The sequence below is a fragment of the Falsiroseomonas sp. E2-1-a4 genome, assembly GCF_051433165.1.
In the GTDB taxonomy this organism is placed as follows: Bacteria; Pseudomonadota; Alphaproteobacteria; order Acetobacterales; family Acetobacteraceae; genus Falsiroseomonas.
The window spans coordinates 1-2,133 of the sequence record NZ_JBHMFS010000059.1 but is presented as its reverse complement, the minus strand read 5'-3'; the positions used below and the strand labels follow the sequence as shown (position 1 = coordinate 2,133).

The window sequence follows — 2,133 nt, the reverse complement described above, 5'->3', positions numbered from 1 at the left end:
CCATTGCCACCCCCGCGCGGACAGCTTCTCCGCCGCGCTCCGCGACGCCGCCCGCCGCGCGTTGGAATCGCGCGGCCATGTGGTGGAGCTCCGCGATTTATACGCGGAGGGCTTCGACCCCGTGCTGTCCTCCGAGGAACGCGGCCGCTACCACGATGTGGCGGCGAATCTGGCCGGTATCGAGGACCATGCCGAAAGCCTGCGCCGGGCCGATGCGCTGCTGCTGGTCTATCCCACCTGGTGGTACGGCATGCCTGCCATGCTGAAGGGCTGGTTCGACCGCATCTGGGCGCCCGGCGTGGCGTTCCGCCTCGGCGAGGGCGCGATCGAGCCGTTGCTGACCAACATCCAGCGGATCGGTGTGGTCACCACCTATGGCTCGCCGCACTGGCTGCTGTGGTATATCGGCCGCATCGACCGCAAGCTGCTGAACCGCGGCATCCGAAGGCTTTGTGCCCGCAATTGTCGCACGGATTGGTACACGCTGACCCGCATGGACCACCGCACCCGCCCGGAATGCGCGGCTTTCCTGGGGCGGGTGGAGAAGGCGCTGGCGCGCTGGTAGCGCACCCGCTTTCCCAGCCGGCGGCAGGCTGATACGCCCGCAGGATGAAGCAGGAGCAGGTGATGCAGGTCAGTGAACAGCGGCTTTGGGACCGGCTGATGCAGATGGCGCAGCTCGGCGCCATTCCCGGCGATGGCGTGAACCGCGCCGCGCTGACCGACCTGGACCACCAGGCGCGGCGCCTGCTGCTGTCCTGGGCGCGGCCGCTCGGCCTTGCACCCTCCGTCGATGCCCTGGGCAACCTGTTCCTGCGGCATGAGGGCACCGACCCCTCTCTGCCCCCGCTGCTCGCCGGCAGCCACCTGGACAGCCAGCCCAAGGGCGGCCGCTTCGACGGGGCCTGGGGCGTGCTGGCGGCGCTGGAGGCGGTGCAGGCCATACGTGAGGCGGGAATCACCACGCGCCGCGCCATCGAGATCGTCGCCTGGACCAATGAGGAAGGCGGCCGCTTCGCCCCCGGCTGCATGGGCAGCATGGCCTTCTCCGGCTACCGCCCGCCCGAGACCTGGGACGAGGTGCGCGACCGGGACGGGCTGCGCTTCGGCGATGAACTCGCCCGGCTGCTGGCGGCGGAGGCGGATATTCCGCGCCGGACGCTGGGCCACACCCCCTTCGCCTATATCGAACCCCATATCGAACAGGGGTCGCTGCTGGAGGCGGAGGGGCTGGATATCGGCGTGGTCACCGGCATCCAGGGCAGCCGCTGGTTCCTGGTGGAGATCGCCGGCAAGACCGACCATGCCGGCACCGCGCCCCTGTCGCTGCGCCAGGACGCGGTGCAGGACATGGTGCGCGCCATCACCGCGCTGAATGCGCTGACGGCAGACCCCGCCGATGTGCTGCGCTTCACCGTGGGCCGGGTGGAGGTTTTCCCCAACTCCTCCAACACCGTGGCCGACCTCGCGCGCTTCAGCATCGACCTGCGCCATCCGGATGCCGCGGTGCTGACGGCACGCGGCGATGCCATCGCGGCCACCGTGCAAGGCGCCATGGCAAAGTGCCGTGCCACGGTCACGGAAACCTTCAACGCCCTGCCCGCCCGCTTCGACCCGATGGTGCAGGATTCGATCGAGGCGGCGACGCTGGTCTTGGGGCTGAAGCCGAAGCGGATGCCCTCCGGCGCCTTCCATGACGCGCAGTTCCTGGTGCCGGTCTGCCCGAGCGGGATGATCTTCATCCCCTCCCGCAACGGCATCAGCCATCACCCGGCGGAATATTCGTCGCCGGCCCAGGTGGCGCGGGGGGCGGCAGTGCTGGCTGGGGTCTTGGCGGATCTCGCCGCACGCTGAACCTGGCGGCGCGCGGAACGACGCGGATTTGTCCAACCAGCGCCACCTTCCCAATGCTAGACGATTGTTGAACAGCGCCCGCGGCGACTTGCTGCGGCGCCATGGGTTGTCGTTGCGCGGCCAGCTTCCGAGCCGCGACCGCGCCGCCTTTCGGACAGCATGCGTGTAAGGCGGACGGTCCCCCCGGCCGGCCGGAGAGACGACAGAGAGATGCCTTTCCCAGAAATCGACTGGTCTGGGACCCCACTGGGCCCGAGGAAGGACTGGCCCCCGTCGTTG

At 69.5% G+C, this 2,133-nt stretch carries 2 protein-coding genes; both read left to right on the top strand.

The features are described from left to right. A partial coding sequence (locus ACFHNC_RS24605) for an NAD(P)H-dependent oxidoreductase (RefSeq protein ID WP_437171873.1) occupies positions 1–565 on the top strand: 565 nt, incomplete at its 5' end. A gap of 44 nt (positions 566–609) precedes the next feature. Next, positions 610–1,854, top strand: coding sequence for a Zn-dependent hydrolase (locus ACFHNC_RS24600; RefSeq protein ID WP_437171872.1), 1,245 nt, complete (start codon positions 610–612; stop codon positions 1,852–1,854). Positions 1,855–2,133 lie beyond the last annotated feature (279 nt).

Bases quoted from the DNA above. Each gene is read 5' to 3' on its own strand.
- ACFHNC_RS24600 (WP_437171872.1), top strand. From the start codon at position 610: ATGAAGCAGGAGCAGGTGATGCAGGTCAGTGAACAGCGGCTTTGGGAC.